This window comes from Halorubrum salipaludis (genome assembly GCF_002286985.1).
Taxonomy (GTDB): domain Archaea; phylum Halobacteriota; class Halobacteria; order Halobacteriales; family Haloferacaceae; genus Halorubrum; species Halorubrum salipaludis.
This window is the reverse complement of sequence record NZ_NSKC01000005.1, coordinates 236864-262936: the sequence shown is the minus strand read 5'-3', so window position 1 is coordinate 262936 and position 26073 is coordinate 236864. Positions and strand designations below refer to the sequence as shown.

General features: G+C 71.1%; 23 protein-coding genes. 16 read left to right on the top strand and 7 right to left on the bottom strand.

Annotation, left to right across the window (positions count from 1 at the left end):
- Nucleotides 1-7: 7 nt before the first annotated feature.
- Complete coding sequence (locus CK500_RS11160; RefSeq protein WP_095637298.1) at nt 8-1360, top strand: glutamyl-tRNA reductase; 1353 nt, start codon at nt 8-10, stop codon at nt 1358-1360.
- Nucleotides 1361-1440: 80 nt separating this feature from the next.
- Entirely contained in the window at nt 1441-2412 is a 972-nt protein-coding gene (locus CK500_RS11155; RefSeq protein ID WP_095637297.1) for a sugar phosphate isomerase/epimerase family protein, read from the top strand.
- Nucleotides 2413-2416: 4 nt separating this feature from the next.
- Here the strand turns inward: CK500_RS11155 and CK500_RS11150 are convergent, their stop codons facing one another.
- On the bottom strand, nt 2417-3160 hold the full coding sequence (locus CK500_RS11150) for a potassium channel family protein (protein ID WP_198951549.1): 744 nt from the start codon (nt 3158-3160) through the stop codon (nt 2417-2419).
- Between the two features lie 111 nt (nt 3161-3271).
- Here CK500_RS11150 and CK500_RS11145 point away from each other — a divergent pair, with 111 nt between their 5' ends.
- The gene (locus tag CK500_RS11145; protein ID WP_095637295.1) at nt 3272-4411 is read left to right on the top strand and encodes a Gfo/Idh/MocA family protein; all 1140 of its coding nucleotides are present in this window, start codon (nt 3272-3274) and stop codon (nt 4409-4411) included.
- Between the two features lie 14 nt (nt 4412-4425).
- Here CK500_RS11145 and CK500_RS11140 read toward each other — a convergent pair whose 3' ends face one another.
- Nucleotides 4426-4881 carry a type IV pilin gene (locus CK500_RS11140; protein ID WP_095637294.1) on the bottom strand — a complete coding sequence of 152 codons (456 nt, stop codon included), beginning with the start codon at nt 4879-4881 and terminating at the stop codon, nt 4426-4428.
- Nucleotides 4882-5027: 146 nt separating this feature from the next.
- Between CK500_RS11140 and CK500_RS11135 the strand changes: the two genes are divergently transcribed.
- Entirely contained in the window at nt 5028-5642 is a 615-nt protein-coding gene (locus CK500_RS11135; RefSeq protein WP_095637293.1) for a YIP1 family protein, read from the top strand.
- 135 nt (nt 5643-5777) lie between these two features.
- Complete coding sequence (locus CK500_RS11130) at nt 5778-7973, top strand: DHH family phosphoesterase (RefSeq protein WP_095637292.1); 2196 nt, start codon at nt 5778-5780, stop codon at nt 7971-7973.
- A gap of 39 nt (nt 7974-8012) precedes the next feature.
- Here CK500_RS11130 and fer read toward each other — a convergent pair whose 3' ends face one another.
- Both fer and CK500_RS11120 read right to left on the bottom strand, forming a co-directional pair.
- Nucleotides 8013-8669: a ferredoxin Fer gene (gene fer / locus CK500_RS11125; RefSeq protein ID WP_095637291.1), complete on the bottom strand. Its 657-nt coding sequence runs from the start codon at nt 8667-8669 to the stop codon at nt 8013-8015.
- Between the two features lie 77 nt (nt 8670-8746).
- On the bottom strand, nt 8747-9214 hold the full coding sequence (locus CK500_RS11120; protein WP_233139122.1) for a hypothetical protein: 468 nt from the start codon (nt 9212-9214) through the stop codon (nt 8747-8749).
- Between the two features lie 188 nt (nt 9215-9402).
- Between CK500_RS11120 and fen the strand changes: the two genes are divergently transcribed.
- From fen to gcvPB, 4 genes are all read left to right on the top strand, one after another.
- Complete coding sequence (gene fen, locus CK500_RS11115) at nt 9403-10380, top strand: flap endonuclease-1 (protein ID WP_095637290.1); 978 nt, start codon at nt 9403-9405, stop codon at nt 10378-10380.
- A 182-nt stretch (nt 10381-10562) separates the two neighbouring features.
- The gene (gcvH, locus tag CK500_RS11110) at nt 10563-10946 is read left to right on the top strand and encodes a glycine cleavage system protein GcvH (protein ID WP_095637289.1); all 384 of its coding nucleotides are present in this window, start codon (nt 10563-10565) and stop codon (nt 10944-10946) included.
- 151 nt (nt 10947-11097) lie between these two features.
- Entirely contained in the window at nt 11098-12426 is a 1329-nt protein-coding gene (gene gcvPA / locus CK500_RS11105) for an aminomethyl-transferring glycine dehydrogenase subunit GcvPA (RefSeq protein WP_095637288.1), read from the top strand.
- Entirely contained in the window at nt 12427-13857 is a 1431-nt protein-coding gene (gcvPB, locus tag CK500_RS11100) for an aminomethyl-transferring glycine dehydrogenase subunit GcvPB (RefSeq protein WP_095637287.1), read from the top strand.
- A 58-nt stretch (nt 13858-13915) separates the two neighbouring features.
- Here gcvPB and CK500_RS11095 read toward each other — a convergent pair whose 3' ends face one another.
- Both CK500_RS11095 and CK500_RS11090 read right to left on the bottom strand, forming a co-directional pair.
- A complete protein-coding gene (locus CK500_RS11095; protein WP_095637286.1) occupies nt 13916-14641 on the bottom strand; it encodes a helix-turn-helix domain-containing protein in 726 nt (241 codons plus the stop codon).
- A 160-nt stretch (nt 14642-14801) separates the two neighbouring features.
- The gene (locus CK500_RS11090) at nt 14802-15278 is read right to left on the bottom strand and encodes a cupin domain-containing protein (protein WP_095637285.1); all 477 of its coding nucleotides are present in this window, start codon (nt 15276-15278) and stop codon (nt 14802-14804) included.
- Between the two features lie 148 nt (nt 15279-15426).
- Between CK500_RS11090 and CK500_RS11085 the strand changes: the two genes are divergently transcribed.
- The 4 genes from CK500_RS11085 to CK500_RS11070 all read left to right on the top strand — a co-directional run bounded on the left by CK500_RS11085 (nt 15427) and on the right by CK500_RS11070 (nt 20557).
- A complete protein-coding gene (locus CK500_RS11085; RefSeq protein ID WP_095637284.1) occupies nt 15427-16347 on the top strand; it encodes a decarboxylating 6-phosphogluconate dehydrogenase in 921 nt (306 codons plus the stop codon).
- A 115-nt stretch (nt 16348-16462) separates the two neighbouring features.
- Nucleotides 16463-16807, top strand: coding sequence for a DUF5802 family protein (locus CK500_RS11080; RefSeq protein ID WP_095637283.1), 345 nt, complete (start codon nt 16463-16465; stop codon nt 16805-16807).
- A 448-nt stretch (nt 16808-17255) separates the two neighbouring features.
- Nucleotides 17256-18194: a Vms1/Ankzf1 family peptidyl-tRNA hydrolase gene (locus CK500_RS11075; RefSeq protein ID WP_095637282.1), complete on the top strand. Its 939-nt coding sequence runs from the start codon at nt 17256-17258 to the stop codon at nt 18192-18194.
- Nucleotides 18195-18439: 245 nt separating this feature from the next.
- Nucleotides 18440-20557, top strand: coding sequence for a hypothetical protein (locus tag CK500_RS11070; protein WP_095637281.1), 2118 nt, complete (start codon nt 18440-18442; stop codon nt 20555-20557).
- 753 nt (nt 20558-21310) lie between these two features.
- Here the strand turns inward: CK500_RS11070 and CK500_RS11065 are convergent.
- The gene (locus tag CK500_RS11065; RefSeq protein ID WP_095637280.1) at nt 21311-22657 is read right to left on the bottom strand and encodes a dihydroorotase; all 1347 of its coding nucleotides are present in this window, start codon (nt 22655-22657) and stop codon (nt 21311-21313) included.
- A gap of 84 nt (nt 22658-22741) precedes the next feature.
- On the opposite strand from CK500_RS11065, the gene CK500_RS11060 reads away from it, so the two are divergent.
- The 3 genes from CK500_RS11060 (at nt 22742) to CK500_RS11050 (ending at nt 26057) form a co-directional block, all read left to right on the top strand.
- A complete protein-coding gene (locus CK500_RS11060; RefSeq protein ID WP_095637279.1) occupies nt 22742-23233 on the top strand; it encodes a hypothetical protein in 492 nt (163 codons plus the stop codon).
- Between the two features lie 116 nt (nt 23234-23349).
- Complete coding sequence (locus tag CK500_RS11055) at nt 23350-23589, top strand: hypothetical protein (protein ID WP_095637278.1); 240 nt, start codon at nt 23350-23352, stop codon at nt 23587-23589.
- Between the two features lie 383 nt (nt 23590-23972).
- Nucleotides 23973-26057: a DUF11 domain-containing protein gene (locus tag CK500_RS11050; RefSeq protein ID WP_095637277.1), complete on the top strand. Its 2085-nt coding sequence runs from the start codon at nt 23973-23975 to the stop codon at nt 26055-26057.
- Nucleotides 26058-26073 lie beyond the last annotated feature (16 nt).

The following is a 26073-nucleotide window of genomic DNA, read 5'->3' as shown; positions in this document are numbered from 1 at the left end:
ACCGACCATGCCCGCACTCGAACGCGACGGGGAGAGCCCGACTGACGCGACCGACGCGACCGACGCGACCGACGGAACCGACGCGACCGCCGCAACCGACGCGAACGCGGAACCGACCGGACGCGACGACCCGGTCCCCGAGAGCGTCCGGCGGCTCGTGTGCTGTCGGATCACCGGGTCGGACCGATCCGGGGCGGCCGTCGGCCGGGCGATCGACGACCCGGTCGCGACGGCGCGCCGGGTCGCCGACGCGGACCGCGTGACGGGGGCGGTCGCCGTCGAGACGTGCGAGCGGGCCGCGGTGTTCGTCGCCACGCGCACGGCCGCGGACCGCGAGACGGGGATCCGGGCGGCCCGCGAGGCGCTCGGCGTCCCGGACCCGCGCGTGGAGCGCGGGCGGACCGCCGTCGAACACCTGACGCGGCTCGCGTGCGGGCTGGAGAGCCCGATCCTCGGCGAGGACCACGTGCTCGGCCAGCTCCGGCGCGCGTTCGAGGCCGCACGGGAGGCCGACCTCGCCGGCGGCGTCCTCACCCGCGCGGCCGACGCCGCGCTCGCCGCGGGGCGGTCGGTCCGCGACGAGACGCGGATCAACGAGGGGACCGTCGACTACGGGAGCGCCGCCTGCGACGTCGTTGCCGGCCGCTCGGGGGCGCCAGACCGCCTCGTGGTCGTCGGCACCGGCGAGATAGGCGCGGAGGTCGTCTCGGCCGCGACGGCCCGCTGGGACCTCCGCGTCGACGCCGTGAGCCGGTCTCCGGAGAGCGACCTGCCCGCCGGCGGCGGCGAGACGCTGTCGCTCGGGGCGCTCCCGGAAGCCGTCGCCGACGCGGACGCCGTCGTCACCGCCACGGGAGCGACCGACCCGGTGTTCGGGGCCGAGGCCGCCGCCGCCCTCCCGCGGACGGCGACGGTGGTCGACCTGGCGACGCCGCCGGACGCGGCCCCCGCGGTCCGCGAGAACGACCCGCGCGTCGTCGGGTTAGACGCCGTGCGCGCTCGGGTCGCCGACGGGCTCTCGGTCCGCCGGGCGGCCGCGCCCGCGGTCGAGCGCCGCGTCGCGGCCGCCGTCGAGCGCTTCCTCGACCGCGAGCGGGAGGCCCGCGCGGAGGACACGCTCCGGGCGCTCCACCGCGAGGCGAAGGCGGTCCGGGAGGCGGAGCTCGAACGCGCCCGGACCCGGCTCGACGCGGGCGACACCGACCCCGAGGCGGTGCTGGAGGACGCGATGCGGTCGCTGACCGCGTCGCTGTTGGCGACCCCGACGGAACGGCTCAAGGAGGCCGCGCGGGCGGGCGACGGCGAGACGATCGACGCGGCCGACCGCCTGTTCGACCTCGACCGACCGAACGACCGGTAGGTCTCGGTATCGGTACAGGCCACCCCGGCGCCGTTGACGGTTCCTGAAGGTTTATTCGGGGCGTTGTTCTATCAGCTCGCATGGACATCGGAGTGCTGACAGTTCCCTTGGGCGGCGAACCGATCGAGGACGCGGTCGCGTATCTCGACGACGTCGGCGTCGACGCGGTCGAGCTCGGCGTCGGCGGCTGGCCGGGAGACGACCACGTCGACCGCGAGGCGCTCCTCGACGACGACGCGGCGCGGGCGGCGCTCCGCGAGCTGCTCGACGAGCACGACCTCCGAATTTCCGCGCTCGCGACCCACAACAACCCGCTTCACCCCGACGAGGAGCGCGCGTCGGCGGCCGACCGGGAGCTGCGCGAGGCGATCGAGCTGGCCGATCGGCTGGGCGTCGGCACGGTCACCTGCTTCTCCGGCCTTCCCGGCGGCGGGCCGAACGACGAGGTTCCGAACTGGATCACGGCGCCGTGGCCGACCGAACACGCCGACGCGCTCGACTACCAGTGGGACGAGGTCGCGGTCCCCTACTGGAGCGACCTGGCGAAACACGCCGCGCACCACGGCGTCGACGTCGCCATCGAGATGCACCCGAACATGCTCGTGTACGAGCCGACCGGGATGCTCGCGCTGCGGGAGGCGACGAACGAGCGGATCGGGGCCAACTTCGACCCGTCGCACCTCTACTGGCAGGGGATCGACGTGACGGAGGCGATCCGCTTCCTGGGCGAGCACGATGCCATCCACCACGTCCACGCCAAGGACACCAAAGTGTACGACGCGAACGCCCGCGTGAAGGGCGTCCTCGACACGGCGCCGTACACCGACGAGCCGGACCGCTCGTGGCTGTTCCGCTCGATCGGCTACGGCCACGACGAGGCGCACTGGAAGGACGTGGTCTCCGCGCTCCGGATGGTCGGTTACGAGGGAGCCCTCTCAATCGAACACGAGGACTCGCTGACCTCCTCGCGGGAGGGGTTAGAGAAGGCGGTCGACGTGCTCGACCGCGCGGTTTTCGAGACGCGGCCGGGCGACGCCTACTGGGCGGAGTGACCCCTCACAGCGAGTCGCTCACGTCCTCGCCGCTCGACACCTCCGGGATGACGACCTCGTCGGCGCCGGCCCGACGCGCGACCGACGTGTAGTCGTCGTCGCCGACGCGGACGACGAGCTGTACGTCCGGGGCGATACCGCTCGCCGTGATGGCGATCTGGATGTTGGCGTTCGAGTCGTCGATGGCGGCGACCACGGCGTCGGCCTCGCGGATCGCCGCCTCGCGGAGCACGGACTCGTTCCTGGCGTCGCCCTCGACGGCGAACACCGACTCCGTGTCGATGCGTCCGAAGGTGTCCCTGTCGCGCTCGATGGCGACGACCGGTCGCCCCCGTTCGCGGAGCCGTCTGGTGACGGTCCGACCGAACAGGCCGTAGCCGCAGATGATCACGTGGTCGTCGAGTTCGTCGATGGCTCGTTTGGTCTGCATGCGTTCAATTCCCTCTCGCATCTGTCCGCCGAACGCCGTCGTCAGAACCGTCTCGCCGATCCAGACTCCCGCGATGACCAGCGACCCGAAGACGACCGTGGCGAACGCCTTCACCCGTCGACCGTCGCCGGCGCGGGCCTGATAGTGGACGCTGATGCTCGCCGGGTCGATCAGCCAGAACGCCGCTTCGATCGGTCCGACGCCGGCGAGCGAGACGAACCCCCAAACCCCGACGACGACGACCAGCAGGAAGGCGAGAACCGGCCTGAGCGCTCGCCGAATCAGCGATCCTCCGAGCGTGCGTCCGGTGACTGACACGGGTGTGCGTTGACGCGACGACACATGAATATCACGCTGCGTGTGAACAATGATCATATACGATCCGTCGGCGTGAGAACAGCTAAACCGGTGCCGGCAGATCGTTGACGTATGACCCTCGACGTCGGCGTGCTCGGGTATCGGTTCATGGGCAAGGCGCACTCGAACGCGCTCGCGCGGCTCCCGATGTTCTTCCCGGACGCGCCCGACGTCGAGCGCCACACCCTCGTCGGGCGCGACGAGTCGGCGCTCGCGGACGCCGCGGAGCGGTTCGGGTTCTCGCACACCGCGACCGACTGGGAGGCGGCGATCGACGAGGTGGACGTCTTCTACAACCTCGGGCCGAACCACGTCCACGCGGAGCCGTCGATAGCGGCCCTCGACGCCGGCGTCCCCGTCCTCTGCGAGAAGCCCCTGGCTCCGACCCTCGACGAGGCCGAGGCGATGCGCGACGCCGCGGCGGACGCCGACGTGCCCGCGGGCACCGCGTTCAACTACCGGTTCGTCCCCGCGATCCGGTACGCCAAGGGGCTGATCGAGGACGGCGAGCTCGGCGAGATCCGGCAGGTCCGCGGGCGGTACCTCCAGGACTGGCTCGCCGACCCCGACGCGCCGTGGGCGTGGCGGCTGGACGCCGACATGGCGGGCTCCGGCGCGCTCGGCGATCTGGGCGCGCACACGCTCGACCTCGCGGACTTCCTCGTCGGCGGCGAGGTCGGGGGCGTCGACCGCGTCTCGGGCCACCTGCAGACGTTCGTCGACGAGCGACCCGTGTACGCCGACGGGGACGGCGGAGGGGGCGGCGAGGTCGAGGAGTACCGCGACGTGACCGTCGACGACGCCTACACCGCGCAGGTCGCCTACGAGTCCGGCGCGATCGGGAGCTTCGAGGCGACCCGGTTCGCCGAGGGCCACAAGAACGACCACACGATCGAGGTCCACGGCTCGAAGGGGAGCCTGAAGTTCTCCCTAGAGCGGCTCAACGAACTGGAGGTCCTCCGCGAGGGCGACCGCGGGTACCAGACCGTGCTGGTCACCGACGAGACCGACCCGTACGTCGACCACTGGTGGCCGCCGGGTCACGTGATCGGGTGGGAGCACACGTTCGTGCACGAGAACTACGAGTTCCTCTCCGCGGTCGCGGAGGGCGGCGCGTTCGAGCCGTCGTTCGAACAGGGGTACGAGGTCCAGCGGCTCCTCGACGCGATCGTGCGCGCCGACGAGCGCGGCGAGTGGGTGTCGGTGGCGTAGCTCGGAAAGCGCGTTTATACGCCGGTCGCCCCGAGGGGGTCCCGTCCGGCGCTGCCCTCGATCGCCGAGTCCTCGCCGTTGTAGGTGCCGAGTTTCTCGTACGTGTCGAAGGCGACGGGCTCCCAGACGACCTCGATGTCCTCGTTCCCGGTCGCGTTGGGCACGGTCACCCGATCGCCCGGCCGCACGACGCCGTCGCCGGGCCACGCGCCGAACTGCACCTCCTCGTCGGGGTCCTCGCCGCGAACGTACAGCTCCTCGGCCGGAACCGGTTCGGGGCCGACCGCGACGACCACGAGGTCGGCGCCCTCCTTCTCGATCTGGAACTCCGCGTCCGGAGGCGCGACCCCGTCGATCATGCCGAAGACCGCGGCGCCGACGAGCGCCAACAGCACCACGACGATGCCGACGAGCATCCCCGAGCCGGCTATCGGGGTGAACCCCCGTTCGTCGTTCCGGAACGCACTCATTCGCGTGTCTCTCCGCGAGGGGCCGTATAAGGCTTTGCGCGCCGGCTATCAGCCGAGATAACGCGAGCGGATCGTCACCGGCTGCCCGCTCCCGCGCCTCCGATCCGAACCGGAACCCGGTTATTCCACCCGCCCGAAGGACGACCGTGACATCGTGGATCGAGGAGCCGGAGGGCGGGCGGGCCCGCGGACCCCGCGCGCTCGCTCGGGCGTGGGTCGAGGCGCTGATCCGGCCGCGCCGCCTCTTCGCGAACGGCGTGGGGCCCGGCGATCAGGCCCCGGCGCTGACGTTCGCAGTCGCCGTCGCCGCCGCCTACGCGCTCGGCTGGATCCTCGCCGACCCGAGCGTCGTCCCCGGGATCGTCGTCTCGCTCCCCGTCTCCGCGGCGATCCTGTTCCTCCTCGTGGTCGTGTTGGCCGCGCCGGTCGGGCTCCACCTGACCGCGGCGGTCGCGACGCTGTCGGTGATCCTCGCCAGCGTCGAGTACGACGGCGGGGTCGCCCTGCGAGACCGGGGCGGCGTGAGCGAGACGGTGCAGGTGGTCGCGTACGCCAGCTCGCCGATGGCGCTGGCCGGCCCGCCGATCCCGGCGCTTCGGGTCGCCTGCGGCGTCTACGCGGCGGTGCTGCTTTTGATCGGGTTCCACACCGTCCACCGGACGGGGCCGATTCGGACGCTGATCGCCGGGGTCCCGCCAGCCCTCCTCGGGTACGGGATCGGGTACCGCGCCGTCGCCGCGTTCCGATCGCTGATCGCGTGACCGCGGCTCGAACCGTCCCGACGGGGCGCTTCCCGGATCACCGCTGAACGCGGCGGCTCCGCGGCCGCAGCCGGCCGTTCGCTCCCGCGAGGCTTTCGACAACCGTTTTAGGCGCGAGGCTCTCGGTGTACTCAAATGGGATCCTGTATCATCTGTGGCGCCGACGTCGGCGGTGGCGGTCGCATCTGCGGCCCCCACCAGGAGGACGTCGTGTTCGACTTCCGAGGGAACTCCGCCGACCAGCTCGTTCCGAGCCGGTTCTACCGCGGGGTCGTCGACGGCTACGCCGAGTTCGGCGTGTTCGTCGACCTCGCGCCGGGCGTGACCGGACTCCTCCACCGCTCTGAGCTCGACCGGCGGCTCGACAGCCTCGACTGGGAGCCCGGCGATGAGGTGTTCGTGCAGGTGAAGGGCGTCCGCGACAACGGGAACATCGACCTCGCGTGGTCGATCCGGCAGGCCGACCGCGAGTTCCGCGGCGTGCTCGTGCAGGACGGCGACACCGAGCACCTCCCCGAGGAGGACAGCGAGGAGGCCGACGCGGAGGCGGACACGGAGAGCGACGCGGAACAGGCCGAATCCGACACGAGCGGCGACACCTCCGACTTCGACGAGAGTGACGAGGTCGACGAGACGCACGAAGCCGACGAGCCGGTCGAGACAGACGAGCCCTCCGAGCCCGCCGAGGCGGTAGACGCTTCGTCCGACGAGGCCGACGAAGAGACAGACGTCGCGGTCGAGGAGACCGCCGAGGCCGACGACACGACCGAAACCGACGAAGCCGCCGAGGCCGCAGAGGCCGACGAAGACGACACGGACGACCTCGACGACGACCGCGAGCGCGTCGGGATCGGCACCCTCGCCGACGCCGTCGGCGACGAGGTGCGGATCGACGGCGAAGTCGTCAGCGTCCGACAGACGGGCGGGCCGACCGTCTTCGAGGTCCGCGACGAGACGGGCGTCGTCGACGTGGCCGCGTTCGTCGAACCCGGCGTCCGCGCGTACCCGGAGGTCGAGGTCGGCGACGCGGTGCGGATCGACGGCGAGGTCGAGAGCCACCGCGGCGACGTGCAGGTCGAGTCCGAGGCGCTCGTCCGACTGGAGGGCGAGGAGGCCGAGTCGGTCCGCCGCCGCCTCGCCGAGGCGCTCACCGCCGAGGCCCGCCCCGAGGGGCTCCAGCCGCTCGCCGGCGACGAGGCCGTCGCGGAGCTCGCCGACGGCCTGCTCGACGCCGCGGAGGCGATCCGCCGGGCGGTCCTCGAGTCGCGCCCGATCGTCGTGCGCCACCCGGCGACCGCCGACGGCTACGTCGCCGGCGCCGCGGTCGAGCGCGCCGTGCTCCCGCTGATCCGCGACGAGCACGCGAAGAGCGACGCGGAGTACCACTACTTCACCCGCCGCCCTCTCGACGACCCGGTGTACGGGATGGACGCGGCGACCAACGACGCGACCCGCATGCTCCAGGACCGCGACCGCCACGACGAGCAGCTCCCCCTGTTCCTGCTCGTCGGGACCGGTTCGACGGTCGAGTCCGCCGACGGCATCGACCTGCTGTCGGTCTACGGCGTCGACGCGGTCGTCGTCGACGCCGAGGTCGCCGACCCCGAGACGCGCGAGGCGGTCGACACCCTCGTCTCGCCCGAGATCGACGGCGTCGACGCCGACCTCTCGACCGGCGCGCTCGTCGCCTCGCTGGCCTCCGCGGTCAACGACGAGGTCCGCGACGACCTCCGGCACCTGCCGGCGGTGAGCTACTGGACGGAGACCCCCGACCGGTACGCCCAGCTCGCCCGCGACGCGGGCTACGACGCCGAGCGCGTCGCGGAGCTCCGCGAGGCGATCGCGCTTGAGGCGTACTACCAGTCGTACCAGGACAAACGCGAGCTCGTCGCCGACCTCCTCTTCGAGGACGGCGGCAACCTCGCGGCCCACGTCTCCGAGCAGTTCCGCGAGAAGCTGGAGACGGAGGTCCAGACCGCGACCGCGAACGTCGTCACCGAGGCGGTCGACGGCGTCGAGTTCGCCGTGCTCGACACCGACGGCTACACCCACCGCTACGACTTCCCGCCGACGCCGCTCCTGCTCGACGACCTGCACCGCCGGAACGCCGACGGCGAGGCGTACGCGACCGTCGGCATCGGCACCGACGAGCTGTTTATCCGGACGACCGCCGACGTGTCGGTCCGCGACGTGGCCGAGCGCGCGGCCGAGCTGGCGCCCGGCGCCGACGTCGCCACCGCCGGCCTCCGCGAGGGGAAGATCGAGTTCCTCTCCGGCGAGCGCGACGCGGTCGAGGACGCGGTCGTCGCGGCCGTCGCCGAGGCGTTCTGAGGACGGCTTACGAAATTTTTGGAGTGCTTTTTCCCGGAGTCACCGCCGAGTGAACGGTCCCGGCGGGAGGATGAGGTCGTCGAGCTCCGCGAGCTGTTTCACGTTGAACACGACCTTCAGCTCGTCGCTCACCGGATAGCCGTTACAGGAGAGCCGGAACCCCCGCTCCGCCAGCTCGTCGGGCATGATGTGGTTGGCCGGCTGCGAGAGCTCGCCCTCGACGAGGTACACCGCGCAGTTCGCGCACGCGCCGCCGCGACAGGAGAACGGCCACCCGAACCCGCGGTTCTCGGCCGCCTCCAGCAGGCTCTCGTCGGGGTGAACCAGCAGCCGACCGTGTTCCGACTCGTCGAGATCGGCGTGGGAGGCCTTCCGGAACAGGTCGTCGTCGTCGAGCGACCAGCCGTAGTCGGCGAGCGCCTCGTAGTCGAGGAACTCGACGCGGACGGGACTCACGGCGTCGGCCTCGCCCTCGTCGTCGGTGAGGTCGATGTCGGCGGGATCGACTCCGTCGCCGGCCCCGCCGTTGCGGTCCCGCTCGTCGAGCTCGCGGTACGCGCGCCTGACGAGCTGAAACTCCTCGACGGTCCCGCCCTGGTCGGGGTGGGCCTCCTTCACGCGGTCCCGGTAGGCCCGCTCGATGGCCGCGTCGTCGGCGTCCTCGTCGACGTCCAGCACATCGAACGGCGAGACCATTCGGTTACCGAACGTAGTCGGCTCAGGCACATAAACGCCCCACAAGCCGGCAGGCGGGGGACGGCTCCGTTCCGGCCTCAGCCGGTCCCCCAGAGCCGACGGAGTCCCCCCACGCCGGCGACGCGGTCGGTCCCCAACCTGACCAGCGCCTCGGTCGCGCCGGCCGCCAGCACGGCGGCGAACAGCAGCGGCCAGACGGTCAGGTGCGAGCTGAGCGGGTGCAGGTGGGTGCCGTACGCCCACTGGTACGCCGTGTTCCCCAGCAGCCAGCCGGTCGCGATAAGCGGGGCCACGAGCGACGCGCGGCCGAGGAGGTACAGCGGGACGGCGGCCGTCAGCCAGAGCCCGCCGACGGCGTAGCCGACCGCGAACGCCGTCGAGAGCGGATCTGGGGCGTCGACGTGGACGCCGTTTGAGAGCATCCACGAGAGGACGGCGACCGCGTAGAGGGCGCCGCCGAGGGCGGCCGCGATGCGGAGGTCGATCGTCCGGGGGTCGAGCCTGTCGAGGTCGAGCGGAAGGCCGTCGAGCGGGGAGGAGGGCATCGATCGGGGGTTGGGCGGAACCGCACTTGAATCGTGCCGACGTTTCACCGCGGCGTTTTTGCGTGGAGTTTTACCGCGGCGCTTCACCACGGGTTTCAGCGCGGCGTTTCACCACGGGGTTCACCGCTGAGCGCCGTCGATCGCGGGCGAATCGATCATTTAAGAGCCGCGGCGACGACGGATCGGTGATGGGAAACGCGGACCTACGCGACCTCGCGGCGATCCGCGACGTGGCCTTCGCGGAGATCGAGGGGAGCGTCGTCGCCGTCGACGCGCACAACTGGCTGTACCGGTACCTCACGACGACGGTGAAGTGGACGCGCGACGAGGCGTACACTACCGCCGACGGCGTCGAGGTCGCCAACCTGATCGGGGTCGTCCAGGGACTTCCGAAGTTCTTCGAGCACGACCTGATCCCCGTGATGGTGTTCGACGGGGCGGTCACGGAGCTCAAGGCCGACGAGGTCGCCGACCGCCGCGAGAAACGCGAGCGAGCCGAGGAACAACGGGCGGCGGCCGAGGAGCGCGGCGACGCGGTCGAGGCCGCGCGGCTGGAGGCCCGCACCCAGCGCCTCACCGACACGATTCAGGAGACGACCCGAGAGCTGCTCGAACTGCTCGACGTGCCGATCGTCGAGGCGCCCGCGGAGGGGGAGGCGCAGTGCGCGCACATGGCGGCGAGCGGGACGGTCGACCACGCCGGCAGCGAGGACTACGACACCCTGCTGTTCGGCGCGCCGACCACCCTCCGCCAGCTCACGAGCAAGGGCGACCCGGAGCTGATGGATCTGGCGGTGACGCTCGACGACCTCGACTTCGACCGGCAGGCGCTCGTCGACGCCGCGATGCTCTGCGGCACCGACTTCAACGAGGGCGTCCGCGGGATCGGCCCGAAGACGGCGGTGAAGGCGGTCCGCGAGCACGGCGACCTGTGGGGCGTCCTCGACGCGCGCGGCGCCGAGATCCCGAACGCCGAGGCGATCCGCGAGCTGTTCATGAACCCGCCGGCGACGGACGTGGAGGTGGACACCGCGGTCAACCCCGACGTGGACGCCGCACGCGAGTACGTCGTTGACGAGTGGGGCGTCGCGGCCGACGAGGTCGAGCGCGGGTTCGAGCGCATCGCGGAGTCGCAGGTCCAGACCGGGCTCGACCGGTGGACGTGAGCCGCCGGAGGACCGCCGCGAACACACCTTTTATTTCCTCGTCGTCAGAAGGGTGACGCACACGTGTCGCGGCCCGCGTTCCGACCCCGAATTCCGACCGTAGCCGGTCGACGGGGCGGATCCCGTCCTGGCGGCGCGCTCGCGCGCCGGGGGCGGAGGCGGACCGCGGCGACCCCTGACCAATGAGCTTCGACGTACCCGACGACAGGCGGTACCTGGAATCGCACGAGTGGGCGACGACCGGCGGCGACACCGTTCGGATCGGCGTCTCGGACTTCGCGCAGGACGAGCTCGGCGACGTGGTGTTCGTCGAGCTGCCCGACGTCGGCGACGAGATCGCCGCCGGCGAGGCGTTCGGCGTCGTCGAATCGATCAAGGCCGTCTCGGACCTGTACGCGCCGGTCTCCGGCGAGGTCGTCGCGGTCAACGAGGAGCTGTTCGACCGCCCGGAGCTCGTCAACGAGGATCCGTACGGCGACGGGTGGATGCTCGAGGTCGCCCCCGCCGAGGGCGGCGACGCCGAGGGACTGCTCGACCCGGACGAGTACGACGACCAGATCGCGTAGCCGCCGGACCGCCCGACGCAGCCGGAACCGCCGGGGAGACAACCACCGGACACACGACCATGACAACGCCACGCTTCGACCCCACGCCACCCTTGGACCGACGACCCGTGAACGGACGAGCGAACGACTGCGGACGGGACGGAACCGACCGATGAGCGGGACCGGCGGCACGCCCTACGCGCCCCACACCGACAGCGAGACGGCGGAGATGCTCTCGGCGATCGGCGTCGACGACGAGGAGGCGCTGTTCGACATCCCCGAACCGGTCGCCTTCGACGGCGAGTTCGGGATCGACCCGCGCTCGGAGCGGGAGATCCGCGCGGAGTGTTCGCGGATCTTCGCGCGCAACGACGACCTGACCGAGTTCCTCGGGCGGGGCCACTACGGGCACTACGTGCCGAGCGTCGTCGACCACCTCGCGGACCGCGCGGAGTTCCTCACGAGCTACACCCAGTACCAGCCGGAGATCTCACAGGGGTTCCTCCAGGCGCTGTTCGAGTACCAGTCGATGCTCGTGGAGCTGACGGGGCTCCCGGTCGCGAACTGCTCGATGTACGACGCCGCGACCGCGCTCGGCGAGGCGGCGACGCTGGCCGACCGCGTCCGGTCGACCTCGGGCGACACGGTCCTCGTCCCCGAGCACCTCCGCGAGGGGAAACGGGCCGTGCTGGAGAACTACTGCGCGGGCGCCGACCTGACCGTCGAGTCGTACCCGATGGCCGACGGGAACGCCGACGTCGACGCGCTCGCCGACCGCGCGGGCGACGACGTGGTCATGGTGTACGCCGAGAACCCGACCGTCCGCGGCTGCATCGAGGAGCGGCTCGCGGCGATCGGCGACGTCGCGGCCGACGCCGACGCGCTGTTCACGCTGGGGTCCGACCTGGTGTCGCTGGCGGTGCTCGAAGAGCCCGCGGGCGTCGGCGCCGACGTGGTCGTCGGCGAGGCGGGCGCGCTCGGCCTCCCCACGGCCTACGGGATGGGCCTCGGCATCTTCGCCTGCAGCGACGACTTCCTCCGGCAGGTGCCGGGGCGGCTCGTGGGCGCCGGCGAGGACGCCGGGGGCGACCGCGCGTTCACGCTCACGCTCCAGACGCGCGAACAGCACATCCGGAAGGAGCGGGCGACCTCAAACATCTGCACGAACCAGGCGTGGGTGGCGCTCCGCGCGGCGATCCACGCCGCGACGCTCGGCCCCGACGGGCTCGTCGACCTCGCGAACGACTGCGTCCGCGAGGCCGCCGCGCTCGCCGACCGTATCGACGACCTGAAGGGGGCGGCCGCGCCGGTCCACGACCGCCACCACGTCCGGGAGTTCGCCGTGCGCGTCGACCAGCCCGCGGCGGCGATCGTCGAGGACTTGGAGGCGGAAGGGTTCGCGGTCCACGCGATCGGCGAACACCTGCTGCAGGTGTGCGTGACCGATCTGAACGCAGGGCGGACCGACGGGCTCGTCGCCGCCTTCGAGGAGGTGATCTGAGTGATCCACGACCAGGCCGACTACGCCCGCGAGGCTGAGGACGTCCACGAGCCGCTGCTCTCCGAGAAGGACGAGACGACCGTCGACGTGCGCGAGGAGTCCCCGCTTCCCGACGACCTGACGCGCGACGAGCTCACCCTCCCCGCGCCCTCGGAGCCGGAGATCGCCCGCCACTACACGCGCCTCTCGCAGATGAACTGGGCGATCGACTCGGGACCGTACCCGCTCGGGAGCTGCACGATGAAGTACAACCCGAAGTTCACCGAGGACGTGGCCGCCGACCCGAACGCCGCGATCCACCCGGACCGCTCGGCGCGGTCCGCGCAGGGGAACCTCGAACTGCAGTACCGGCTCCAGGAGTTCCTCGGCGAGATTGGGGGGATGGACGCGGTCACGCTCCAGCCGCCGGCGGGCGCCGCCGGCGAGTTCACCGGCATCGCGGTCGCGAAGGCGTACCACGAGCACCACGGGAACGACCGGTCCGAGGTCGTGATCCCGGCCTCCGCGCACGGGACGAACTTCGCGACCGCGGCGATGGCGGGCTACGACGTGGTCGAACTCCCGTCCGGCGAGGACGGGCGGGTCGACGTCGAGGCGCTGGAGGCGGCGGTCGGCGACGACACCGCCGCCCTGATGTTAACGAACCCGAACACGGTCGGGCTCTTCGAGCGCGACATCACCGAGATCGCCGACATCGTCCACGACGCGGGCGGGCTCCTCTACTACGACGGTGCGAACCTCAACGCCCTGCTCGGCCGCGGCCGGCCCGGGGACATGGGGTTCGACGTGATGCACTACAACGTCCACAAGACGTTCGCGACCCCGCACGGCGGCGGCGGACCGGGCGCCGGACCGGTCGGCGTCGTCGACGAGCTCGCCGAGTTCCTCCCCGCTCCGCGGGTCCGCGAGCGGGAGGGCGGGAACGGCTACGAGACCTTCGAGCCCGACGAGACGATCGGGAAGGTCCACGGCTTCGGAGGCAACTGGCTCGTCCTCGTCAAGACGTACGCCTACATCGCTCGGCTCGGCGACGAGGGGCTCTCGGACGCGGCCGCGAAGGCGGTGCTCAACGCGAACTACCTCGCGGAGCGGCTCGAGCTCGACGTGCCGTACGGCCCCTTCCACCACGAGTTCGCGGCGACCGCGGGCGACCGCGACGCGGCCGACGTGGCAAAGCGCATGCTTGACTTCGGTGTCCACCCGCCGACGACGAAGTGGCCGGAGATGGTGCCGGAAGCGATGCTGACCGAGCCGACCGAGATCGAGGGGCGGTCGTCGCTCGACGACCTCGCGGAGGCCTTCAACCTCGCGTACGCCGACTCGGACGAGGCGCTCGACGCGGCCCCGAACCGCACCGCCGCGGGCCGGATCGACCAGGTCGGCGCCGCGCGGAACCCGCGGCTCTCGTGGCAGGCGCTGGACGGGGAGTAGCGCTTTCGCTCCCGAACGACGGTTCAAAAACGCGCGCAGATTCGGCGACCGAGCGCCGTTACGATTCCGAGGCGGCGATCCCGGCGGACTCCGCCGGGTCGCCCTCGTGCTTCGGATCGGATCTCTCGCCGATCGGATTCCCACTGGTATCCCTCGCGCCGAACTCGCCGTCCACGAACCGGCGCAACACCCGCCCCTCGGCGCGGTGGAGCGTCTCGCTGCACGTCGACTTCGCGAGGTCGCACGACTCGGCGAGCTCCGTGAGCGTGCACTCCCGCGGCGTGTCGTAGTAGCCGGCGGCGACGGCGTCGAGGACGAGGCCGCGCTGGGTGTCGGTGAGGACGGGCTCCCCGTCGGCGTCGCTCGCCTCGATTCCCACGGTGACGCCCTCGCCGGTGAGCCGGCGGCTGAAGGCGGTGAGACGGGAGCGGTCGCCGACGAGATCGACGATCGAGCGTCCCTCCGTCACCGAGACCGGCTCCTCGATCGGGAGCCCGACTTCCCGCGCGGCCGCGACGTGCGGCGGCGGGGCGGGCGCGACGACGCGGAGCCGGGTCGCCGGCCCGGTCCGGTCGACGACGTCGACCCGGTTCACGCGGTCGTGCTCGCGAAGCGACTCCACAGTCGCCGCGCGGTCGGTTCCGCCGACGCCGAGCGCGGTCACCTCGCCCTCCGCGGCGGCGACCGTCTCGGTCGCGCGGAGCGTCGCGTCGGGGTGGGCCCGGGAGACGTCGCCGAGCCACGAGCCGCTCGGGAAGTCGAGCCGCAGCGTCAGTCGGGTCATGGATGTAGATAGCACCCGTCGGCCCCTCTCCGTACCTCTTCATGCGTTTCGAGTTATAAGGCGGGCGTTCGCGCGGCCGGCGCGGGAGGCGCGGCAGGCACGGGAGGCGCAGGAGGCGCGGGAGGCGGGCGACGACGGCTCGTGAGCCCCCTACCGACGGCTACATCTCCCAGTAGTCGACATCGTCGTCCATCTCGTAGTATCCCGACAGCGAGCGTTCTTCGCGGCCGCCGGGCGGGGAACCGACGTACACGCCGAACGTCTCCGAGTCGGGATAGACCGTCACGTCCGGCTCCGTCATCGTCGACAGTGCGAGATATCGGACCGGTTCGTCGCCCTCGTTGACGACGCGGTGAGCGCCCGACTCGCCCGCCGGGAACGCGACGTAATCGCCGGCCTCGATCCGGAACCGTTTCCCGTCGTGTCGAAGCGTGGCGCTTCCGGACAACACGTAGATCGCCTCCTCGTTGGCAGTGTGGTAGTGGTAGGGCCACGACTTCGCGCCGGGCGGGAGCTCGTAGAGGCTACACCCGATCCGGTCGCCGTCGGCGGCCGCCGCGAGCTGCTTCCGGCGGAACCGCGTCTCCCCGCGGTCGGTGTCGGTCCAGTCGAGGTTGTCTTCGCTAACGCGTGTCATAGGGCGTGATCGCGGAGCGGCGCGAAAACGGTTCCGGGGTATCGGACCGCAGGGCCGCGGGGGCGCGGGGCCGCCGGGCCGCGGGGGCGCACCTTTCAGCGGCTCCCGAACCGGAACCACTACGGCGGCCGGTCGCCACCCCTCGCGCATGGAACTCGGCGTTATCGGACTCGGGCGGATGGGGCAGATCGTGGTGAATCGCTCGCTCGACGCGGGCCACGACGTGGTCGCGTTCGACCTCTCGGCGGAGGCGACCGCGGAGGCGGCGGAGGCGGGCGCGACCGCCGCGGACTCGGTCGCGGACCTCTGCGATCGGCTGGACAGGGCGGGCGAGGGGGACGGCAAGCGGATCTGGCTCATGGTCCCCGCGGGCGACGCGGTCGACGCCACCCTCGCGGACTTAGAGCCGCACCTCGGCGCCGACGACGTGGTCGTCGACGGCGGGAACTCGCAGTTCCAGGCGTCGGTGCGGCGCGCCGAGGAGACGGACGCCGCGTACCTCGACTGCGGCACGTCGGGCGGCCCCGCCAGCGCCGAAGCGGGTTTCTCGCTGATGGTCGGCGGCCCGGAGTGGGCCTACGAGGCATTGGTGCCCGTCTTCGACGCGGTGGCGACCGGCCCGGACGGCCACGACCGCATGGGCGAGTCGGGGTCGGGCCACTACGTGAAGATGGTCCACAACGGCGTCGAGTACGCGCTGATGCAGGCGTACGGCGAGGGCTTCGAGCTGCTCACCGACGGCCGCTACGACCTCGACATGGAGTCGGTGGCGCGCACGTGGAACAACGGCGCCGTGATCCGGTCGTGGCTCCTCGAGCTCTGCGAGGAGGCGTTCCGCGAGGAGGGGTCGGATCTCGGCGACGTGGCGGACCACGTCGCCGGCGGATCCACGGGAACGTGGACGGTGCAGGAGGCGCTCGAACAGGAGGTTCCCGTCCCCATCATCTATCAGGCGCTCGCCGAGCGGTTCGACTCCCGGAACGAGGGACGCTTCTCGCGGCGGCTCGCGAACCGCCTGCGGTACGGATTCGGGCGCCACGAGGTCGCGCGGCGGTCGGACGGGGAGTAAGGCCGGTCAGACGAGGAGTAAGGCCGGGAGAGGCGCGGGTCACCCCCGATTATCACGGTCGATCACGGGCGAGAAACACTTATGTCTGGGCGTGCCAGAGGTTACCACGCACAGTATGTTCGAGCGATTCTCGAGCGGTTACTACCTGGGGGAACTGTACGTGGAACCCCACGACGGCGAGCGCGCCGTCATCCAGCGGGCGGACCACGAGCACGTCAACGAGCAGCTGTACGCGGACGGCAAGGGGGTCGAGCGGCTCGACGCCCCCCTCGTGATGAAGGTCGGCGGCGGCCACATCCCGGTCGGCGGCGACGACGACGTCCCGAGCGGCACGCTCGCGATCCCGCAAGAGATCGCCGACGAGACGCTCCCCGACCGGCGGAACGTGTTGCTGGCGGACGCCGACCGCGCCGAGACCCTGCTGCGGTGGGAGGGCTGGGAGCCGCACGTGAACGCGTAGTACTACGAGGTCGCTCCCGTTTCCAGTGTTTCCGTCGTCGTTATCGGTTGTTTATAAGTGTTCGACCGTGGATCAACGGCGAACTCCTCCAAAGCCCCAGCCTTGCGGGCGGCGTACGCTCGCTGCGCTCCTCGTCACTCGCTTCGCTCGTTCCTGCGGTGCTTGTGTCACCTACGCCGCCCGCAAGGCTGCCCCTTTGAGTCCCGCCCCGCACAGCACCGCACCACACACCTCCCCAACCTCGTCACCGGACTACGTCCGGTTGCAAGCGAGAGCTTCGCTCTCGCCCTGTCGCTGGCGGCTATCGCCGCCAGCGACTCCCTCGCGCGTGCTCCTCGGCCGCGAGGCGGCCTCGGAGGCACGCGCCACCGCTGGTTTTTATAAGCGAATTTCGTTAGGGATCCACCACAGACGCACCTTTTAGGTCGTCGGGGGTCGCCGTTCGGGTATGATCGACAGGCTGCTCGGGCGCGCCGAGCTGAAAGAGCGGATCGAGGAGCTGGAAGAGGAGAAGCGCCACCTCGAACGCCGCGCCGAGGCCGAGGAGGAGCGTCGGTCGGACGCGGTCGCCGACCGCCAGCGCGCCGAGGAGCGCGTCAACGAACTCGAACACCGGATCGAGTCGCTGGAGGAGCGCCTGAACCGGACCGAAAGCGAGGAGGAGTCGGTCGAGTTCCGCCGCGTCAGCGACCTCCGAGGTCCCCGAGTGGCCGACGCGCTCGGACGCTTTCGCGCGATCGAAAGCGACGACCCCGAGGGGCTCCTCACCGCCTTCGTCCCGGACGAGGACGCGGTGCCGACGAGCGTCGCGGAGTGGTTCGGCGACCGGGCACGACTCGTCCGCCGGGCGGCCCCCGCGGTGGTCGTCGCCGACGACACCGGCGCGGTGAGCGCGGCGCTTTCCCCTCCGATCGAGCCGGAGTCGTTCGACCGGTGGGACGACGCGTTCCGGCTCGAGGACGCGTGGTTCCGCCCGACGGGTCGGTTCGCCTTCGCGCTCGTCCGGTCGGACACCTTCGCGCTCGGCGTCTACGAGGGCGACGAGCGGGTCGACTTCGAGGGGTTCACCTCCGAGGTGAAGGAGGCCCACTCGAAGGGGGGCTTCTCGCAGGGCCGGTTCGAGCGCCGGCGCGAGGGCCAGATCGACGACCACCTGAAGAAGGCGACCGCGGCGCTGGCGGACCTCGGAGAGCGGGACGCGGACGGGGACGACTCCCCCGCCGACCCGCCGATCGACCGGACGATCGTCGTCGGCGAGCGCAGCGTGCTCGGCGAAATGCGGGAGTACGCCGACGTCACCGACCGCTCCGACGCGACCGGAAAGCCGCGGGAGGCGCTCGACGACGCCTTCCGCGACTTCTGGACGACGCGGATCCGCGCGATCTGAGGTCCGGGATCGCTCGGGAGGCGGTTCCGCACGGGAGGCGGTTACACACGGGTGGCAATGACCCCTCAAGCACCGCATAACTATACCCCCGCCCCCACACGGCTCCCACGGAGGGACCTGTCACACGCTCCCTCCCCCTTACTCTCCCGCCCGACCGGACTGGCCGGATCCGGTCCGCCCGACGACCGCGTCGTGTCAACGCGCCCACGAACAGCCCTATGGTCGGCGGGTGCGGTACGGTACCCATGAGTCGGTCCGCGTCGTCCGCCGGCGTTCGAACCGCCGCCGTCGCGTGTGCCGTCGCCGCGCTCCTGATCGCCTCGCTGGCAGTGGTCGGGGGCGCTCCCGGCGCGACGGAAGCTGCGAACCCCGCGGTCGAGTCGTTCTCGGACCGGTCTCCGGGCGGTTCGGAGGCGGTGGCACAGACCGACGACGGCGACGTGATCCGGCTGCGAAGCGAGCTCGCCCAGACCGACGAGCGCGGGACGGTCGGCGTCACGACGCGGGCGGAGATCCCCGACCGCGTCACCGAGCTCGAAGTGACCCTGCTTAGCGTCGCCGACGGCGGCGCGGTCGAGGCCGACGGGTTCGAGCCGGCCGACGACGACGGGAGCGAGGGCTCCGTCTGGGAGTGGGACGGCGAGACCGCGGACCCCTCGCTCACCTACGCGACCGAAGCGAACGACACGGTCGAGGGGGAGGGGCCCCTCGCGGTCGACGGCACCTACCGCTTCGTCGACGCCGGCGAGTGGGCGCTCGTCCGGACGCCCCGCGTCGGCGCGGCGTGGTCGTACACCGGCGAGTACGAGGGACAGGTCCGGCTCGACCGGGAGACGGTCGTCGCGGGCGAGGGCGTCGCCTCCCGGTCGATGGCGTTCCTGGGGCCGCACGAGGAGCACGTCCGCGAGGCCGCGGGCCAGCGGTACCGGCTGATCGTCCCCGACGCGGCGGAGCCGGTCGCGACGCCCGACGAGGTGTTCGGCGTCTTCGCGGACGCGTCGACCGCGCTGCAGGTCGGCGCCCGCGGCGCGGAGGTGGTCGCGATCGCCGCGCCCACGGGCGAGGTGTCGTGGGCGGTCCGCGGGCTCCAGACCGGCGACGCGGATCTGTGGGTCCGCGACGAGGAGCCCGCGGGCACGGCCGCGGACGTCTGGACCCACGAGTACGTCCACACCCGACAGGCGTATCGCACGGAGTCGAGCGGGCGGTGGATCACGGAGGCGAGCGCGACCCACTACGCCGCGCTGTTCGCGCTCCAGCGCGGCGCCGCCGACTTCGACGAGTTCGAGGCCACGTTGGCGCGCGGCGAGCGCGAGCCCGACGCCTCGTCAGTCCTCGCCGACCCGAACACGTGGGAGGGGAACGCCGACTACACGAAGGGTGCGCTCGTCGCCGGCGAGATCGACCGCCGGCTCCGCGCCGAGACCGACGGCGCCGCGTCGCTGGCGACGGTCCTCCGCGAGCTGAACGAGGCCGACGGACCGATCACCAACGAGGATATCCTCGACGCGGTCGAGGCGGCGGCCGCCGAGGGCGCGGACGACGCGACCGCGACCGAGGTCCGCGCCGACGCGGAGCGCCTGACGACCACGGAGACGACAGCGGAGACGTGGGACCGGGACGCCCACGCGGCGGCGTTCGGCGAGACGCCCGCGCAGGTCGGCTACGCGCTCGCGGACGACGGCGTGCGGGCGACCGGCGAGTACCGGAACCGGACCGTCGCCCGCGACCCCGTCGAGCTGGTCGGCGGCGAGTCGCTGGCGCTCTCCGTCGTCGCGTCCAACACGGGCGGCGCGGCCGGGAGCTACGACCTGACGCTGTCGGTTGACGGCGAGCCGGTCGCGAACCGGTCGGGGTCGCTCGACGGCGGGGAGGAGACGGTCGAGCGCTTCGAACACCGCTTCGACGAGCCGGGCGAGCACGAGGTCCGGATCGGGAGCGAGCGCCTGACCGTGGCCGTCTCCGAGCCCGCCCGCCCGAGCGTCCGCGGGGTCTCGGTCGACAGCAGCCGGGTCGACGCCGGCGAGTCGGTCGTCGCGACCGCGACCGTCGGCAACGACGCGACCGTCCCCGCCGGCGGCGAGATCGAGTTCCGGGTCGGCGGCGAGACGATCGCCACCGTCCCGGTGCGGCTGGACGCCGGGGAAGAGGCGACGATCGAGCAAGAAATCACAGTTAGCGGAGCCGGAGAGGTGACGGTGAGCGCCGTCGGCCTGACCGACGAGGCGTCGACGACGGTGGCGGTCGAGGGCGACGGCCCGATCCCGGTCGACGGGGCGCCCGGGTTCGGGCCGGCGGTCGCGCTCCTCTCGGTGGTTCTCGCCAGCGGAGCGCTGGCGCGTCGCGGCCGGCGGGGAGCGTAGCGGAGCGAGGGTGAGAGAGCACGTCGAGAGGCGTCGTTTCTATCGGTATCCACCTGAATCAGATAACAGACCGAACCTGCATTTTGATCGACGACGGGAGTAAGTCTCGCAAGATGGTGGCGAAATACAATATTTAAACGACTGTGAGCGACGGCGACAATCGTTTATAAAGAAGATGCAGTTGGCGCGTGCCTGCGAGGCCGCCCTGCGGCCGAGCAACACGCGCGAGGTCGCCGGACTACGTCCGGCTGTCACCGGGCGAAGCCCGGTTGCTCGAGGGACTCCGTCCCTCGCTGGAGTCGGCCGGCGCTTATAAGCGCCGGCCGACGAGGCTGGGGAGGCGTGAGGCTGCGGTGCTGTGCGGGGCGGGACTCAAAGGGGCAGTCGCGCTCGGCGAACCCCAGCGACGCAAGCACCGCAGGCCGCGAACGAAGTGAGCGGGCGAGGAGCGCAGCGAGCTGTGGGAGCCGAGCGCGGCTGGGGCTTTGGGAGTCTTCATCGTAGAGTCATCAGCGACCACTTACAATCGAGCGACTGGGGCTTTGGAGGCCGTCATCGTACTATCGACGAACACTTATAAACACCCGCCAACGACCCGGCTCAACCACTTATAAACATCCGACCCACCGTCTCGATATACCCACTCCCGCTATCGATCGAGAAGCACTCCCAGGCGACCGCCCGTTCAGAACCGAATAGTGCGTGTAATAGGGTTCCGACGGCGCCGATCCGCCGATCCCACGCCCGCCTCCGCTACGCCTCCCGCACGTTCCGGCCGACCGGCTCGCCGAACGACTCCGCGCCGGTGACCGGGTCGCGCTCGTAGACGACCTCGCCGCGGACGGTGGTCAGCTCCGGGAACACGCCGAGCAGCCCCTCGAAGGGGGTCCAGCCGGCCGCGCCGTGGAGCGCGCCGGCCTCGATCTCGCGGGGGTTCGTCAGGTCGACGACCACGAGGTCCGCGTCGGCGCCGGGCTCGATCCGGCCCTTCCCCTCGATCCCGAAGATCGACGCGGGGTTGGCGGCGACCACGTCGCGGACGCGCTCCAAGGAGAGGTTCCCCTTCCGGACTGACTCCAAGAGGAGCGGGTAGAGGGTCTCCACACCGGGCACGCCGCTCGGCGCGTCGGTGAGTCCCTGTCGCTTCTCCGCGACCGTGTGGGGCGCGTGGTCAGTGGCAACCACGTCGACGTCGCCGTCGCGGAGCCGCTCGAAGACGGCCGCGCGGCGCTTCTCGGACCTCAGGGGCGGGTTCATGCGCCCGAAGGTCCCGAGCCGCCCCGCGTCCTCGCGCGAGAGGAAGAGATGGTGCGGCGTCACCTCGCAGGTGGGCGGCGCGTCCCCGGTCGCGTCCGCCCGTGCCTCCGCGACCGCGTCGATCCCCTCGGGCGTCGACGTGTGGGCGATGTGCACCTGCGCGTCGCTCTCAGCGCCGGCGTCGAGCGCGCGCTCGACCGCCGCGGCCTCCGCCTCGGCGGTCCGGTAGGCGGACCAGGCGTCGGCGGTCGCGGCGGTGCCGACCCCGCCGAGGTCGCCGTCGAGCGCGCCCTCGTCGAACAGGGTCTCGTCCTCGGCGTGGACCGTGACCGGCACGTCGCGGGCGGCCGCCTCGGCGAGCGCGTCCTCGAACAGGTCCAGTGCGATCCCCATGTCGCCGGTCGAGTCCGCGAGGAACACCTCGCCGAGCGCGAACAGGGGGCGCTCGAAGAGGCTCTCCGGGTCCCAGTCGCCGGTGACGCCGCCGTTGATCCCGTAGTCGACGAGCGACGGCGCGGCGAGGGCGGCCTTCTCGTCGAAGGCGTCGCCGTCGACGGTCGGCGGCGAGGTGTTCGGCTGGTCGACGACGGTGGTGACCCCGCCCGCGGCCGCGCCCCGCGAGCCCGACGTCCACGTCTCCTTGTGGCTCGCGCCCGGCTCGCGGAAGTGGACGTGGACGTCGACGGCGCCGGGGAGGAGGTGGCGCCCCCGCGCGTCGACGACGCGCTCCCCCGCGTCGGCGTCGAGTCCAGCGTTCGTCGGTTCCACCGCGTCGACCGTCCCGCCTCGGACCCGAACGTCGCGGACCCGCCCGTCGGCCAGCTCCGCACCCGTGATGAGCATGGGTACGCGCTCGCGGCGCGGCGCTTAAATCGTGGTGGTTCGACCCACCACAAAGCGTTTGACACGTCCGACGAGAGACGGCGTATGGTCCTCGGTCTCGCCAGCGTCGCCGGTGAGCTGACCGGCTGGCTGTTCACGCTCGCGCTGTTCGTCTTCCCCGGCGTCGTCGCCGCGGTGCTCTGGTCCCCCTTCCTGATCGCGGCGCGGTTCCGGGCACTGTTCCGCTCGCTCCCGCCCGCGGGCCGGCTCGTACCGTCGTACGTCGGCGTCGCGCTGGCGCTCTCGGTCCCGTACCTCGCCGGCGTCCTACTCACGGTCGGGTTCGTCGACTCGGCCGGGGCCGCCTGGAGCAACGCGCTCGTCGAGACCGCGCTGGTCGGCGGGGCCCTCACGGCGGTCGCCGCCCCGGCGGTCGCCGTGTTCGGGCTCCCGCGGCTCGGCGTCGACTGGGACCCGACCGGGTACGGCGTCTCGACGTGGGTCCTCCTCGTCGCCGCCGGGCTGTGGTACGCGGTCGTCGCCGCGGTGCCGCTGTTCGCGCTCGCCGTGGTCTTCGGGCTGCCGGGCGGGTACTGAGGATAGCGTTCCGACCCCGACCAAGAACTAACGGCATCGCTCGAAGCGGTCGCGAGCCCCGCGGAAACGCTCAGAAGGCGTAAGATTTTCGGGGCGTTCGCGTCGTACCCTCGGCCATGTTCCCCGCTCCCTTCCGACTGTTCTTCGCCGTCGTCCCCCTCCTCGTTGCCGCGGGCGCGCTGGCGATGGCGGCGTTCCCCCGTCGAATGACCCGATGGAACCTGCGCTCCCCAGACGGCTCGACACAGACGATCGAACCGAGCGGGACGCGGATCCTACTGATGCGCGTGATGGGGATCATCGTCGCCGGTCTCGCGCTGTTCATGCTGTACGCGAGCTTCACGATACTCCCCTGACCGGGAAGCGGCGGGTCTCGTGAGCGAACCGCCGCTCCCGAAGATGCCGCTCGGTAGCGACAGGAAAGAGCCGCTCGTCGATCGTCTCCACGACAGGTATATATATCGTGCCCATCTACTCATAGGAATAATCATAAATTATATCCTACACTTACCGATCGGTAGGGTCTGATTTCATGCGTGAATATGACAGCCACACACCAGCTCAACGGAAACGGTATCTTCCCGTGCCAACGACGCCGCCAATGCGGCTTTCCTTGGACTCGATCCACTCGGACTCGGTCGCCTCGAACTCGATCACGATCGGGTCCGCGGAGTCGCGGCCGTGAGACGGACCAACTCGTCGGCAACGCCCGAATTTTATCGGAGGAGCGGCGGTTCCGATGACAGACAAGCGATCGATCAACCGGCGACGCGTCCTTCAGACGGTCGGCGTGGGCGGCGCGATCTCGCTGGCCGGCTGTACGTGGCCGCCTCGCCGACGGTGTGACCTGTCGGTCACTAAGGAACACGTCGGCGATTCCGTCTCGTACGGGACCGCAACCGAGTTCGAGATCACCGTCTGTAACGACGGCGACGGCAGCTGCGAGGACACAGTAACCGTCACGGACGACCTCCCGAACGGCGTGACGTACGCCGCGGACACGGGGACCGACTGGACCTGCACCGAGAGCGGCGGGGTCGTGACCTGTGAGCACCCCAACGCGAGCGGTCTGAACCCCGGGGATTGTCTGCCGACGCTGACTCTCGCGGTCGACGTGGGATCTCCGGACGAAGTCGGCGACGCGGTCCGCAACTGCGTCACGGTCGAACAGGGCGACCCGGACCTGAGCTACAAGACCGACTGCGTCACCGTCCCGGTCACGGGAACCGGCGAGTGCGACCTGTCGATATCGAAGGAGCACCGCGGTGACCTCGCCGTGCCCGGTAGCGCGACGGAGTTCGCGATCACCGTCTGCAACGAGGGCGACGGGCTCTGCCGAGGGCCGGTCCCGGTCGGTGACACGCTGCCGGGCGGCGTGACGTTCCTCAGCGGAAGCGGGGGCGGCTGGTCGATCAGCGAATCGGGCGGCGTCGTCTCCGCGGAACACCAGAACAGCGGCGGCTTAGCTCCCGGCGACTGCCTCCCGACGCTCGTCCTCGAAGTCGAGATCGGCTCGATAGACGAGACCGGCGACGCGATCCGCAACTGCGCGAGCATCAAGAGCGACGACGCCGACTCGACCAACAACCGAGACTGCATTAGCGTTCCCGTCGACACGGATACCGTCGGCGGCGCCTGTGACCTCTCGATACGGAAGGAACACGACGGCGAGGCGGTCGCGCCCGGCGGCACGACCGAGTTCGAGATCACCGTCTGTAACGTCGGCGGAGAGCGCTGTCGCAGCCCGGTTCCGGTCGTCGACTCGCTGCCGGGCGGCGTGACGTTCCTCGGCGGGAGCGGGAGCGGCTGGTCGGTCAGCGAGACCGGCGGCGTCGTGGACGCGGAACATCCGAACAGCAGCGGCTTGGCTCCGGGCGACTGCCTGCCGACGCTCACGCTCGAAGTCGAGGTCGGCTCGATAGACGAGGTCGGTGACGCGGTCCGCAACTGTGCGAGCCTCAAGTACGACGACGCGAACTCGGACAACAACCGGAGCTGCGTCAGCGTCCCGATCGATACGACCGGCACCGGGGGCGACTGCGACCTGGCCATCGAGAAGATCCACGAGGCGGACAGCGTCGCGCCCGGCGACACGACCGAGTTCCAGATCACCGTCTGCAACGAGGGCGACGGGCGCTGCCGGGGTCCGGTCCCGGTCGTCGACGCGCTGCCGAGCGGCGTGACGTTCCTCGACGCCGACGGCAGCGGCTGGTCGATCAGCGAATCGGGCGGCGTCGTCACCGCGGAACATCAGAACAGCGGCGGATTGGCGCCCGGCGACTGCCTCCCGACGCTCGTCCTCGAAGTCGAGATCGGCTCGATAGACGAGACCGGCGACGCGATCCGCAACTGCGCGAGCATCGAATCGGACGACGCGAACGCCAGGAACAACCGGAGCTGCGTCAGCGTCGCGGTCCAGCCCCCGCAGAGTTCCTGTGACGGGCTCAACATCGAGAAGACGACCGGCGGCCAGTTCCAGTACGGCCAGCAGTCGACCTACGAGATCGACGTCTGCATGCTCCAAGAGCAGACCTGCGACGGGCAGCTGACCGTCACGGACACCCTGCCGAACGGGATTACGTTCGTCTCGGCGTCCGGAAGCGGCTGGAGCGCCTCGGCGAGCGGCGGAACGGTCACCGCCACGCATCAGAACGGCAGCGGACTCAGCGCGGGCCAGTGTCTGCCGACGCTCGTGTTGACGGTCGAAGTCGTACCGGTCGACCAGTTCCCCGGCGGCTCTGACGGCGTCCAGAACTGCGCTCGGCTGTCCGCCGACGGGACTTTGGTGGACGAGGACTGCGTCGCTCACGTGATCACCAACTAGGCGGACACCGGCTCGG